Below are 961 nucleotides of genomic sequence, written 5' to 3'. Positions count from 1 at the left end.
AAGGAGGGGAGAAAGAGTGCAAAAAAATCGCTGAATTCGATAATACCTTTTTGCCAGACCATTAGCGTGGTGATGTCGCCGAAGGGGCTGAATGCGCCACCGGCATTTGCTGCGACAACAATGTTAACGCAGCTGACCGAGACGAAGTTAGACTTACCATTTGCGACAGCGATAACGACGGCGCAAAGTATAAGTGCGGTAGTTAGATTGTCTGCGATCGGTGAAATTACGAACGCCAGGAAACCTGTGAACCAGAAAAGTTGGCGATAACTAAAACCTTTTGATATTAGCCAGTAACGTAAATCATCAAACAACCCTCTCTCTACCATGGCATTAATATAGGTCATGGCGACAAGTAAGAAGAAAAATAGCTCACTATATTCAAGGAAGTTATGCCGGATTGCAGGCTCAATTAATTCGCTATCACCAGAGCGGTGGTACGCAAAAGCAATAATAATCCATATCAGAGAGGCGGCTAGAAGAACTGGTTTGGACTTTCGCAGGTGTATTTTTTCTTCAAGTACGACAAAAACATAAGCGAGACAGAAGACGCTTAATGCCAGATAGCCAGTCCATGACGAGCTTAAATCATAGGGCTTAATCAGTTGTGGCTCACTATGCGCATTGGTAGCGAGTAGCGTGCAAGCGATTACTAATACAAAGCGTAAGCCTGGCATGATTATGGGTAGAGGCTTGAGCATAGTGCTTCAAATCATTGTTGTTTTTGGATAGTTGATGATAAACAACTTTATCTCGTTTTGACCAGTGTCTCTAAGGCTTAATATGTGCGTATGGGGGCTAATTAGACGATTCTAGACGTAAATCAATTTGGGGAAGGGAATTCTAGGCAAGGTTTATAGAGACGGCTAGCCAGAAGCGAAAGGTTCTGGCTAGTTTGGGCGTCGCGATGTGTCGCTCTATTTACCGCACTCATCCTCTAGGCGGCTGATAGTTTCCATCA

General features: G+C 44.2%; 1 protein-coding gene. It reads right to left on the bottom strand.

Translation table 11 applies throughout. The features are described from left to right. On the bottom strand, positions 1 to 701 hold a 701-nt coding region (gene nhaD / locus A3729_RS06400), incomplete at its 3' end, for a sodium:proton antiporter NhaD (protein WP_231877362.1). Positions 702 to 961: the final 260 nt, after the last annotated feature.

The sequence above is a fragment of the Oleiphilus sp. HI0043 genome (assembly GCF_001634935.1).
This window is presented reverse-complemented; position numbering and strand designations above follow the sequence as displayed.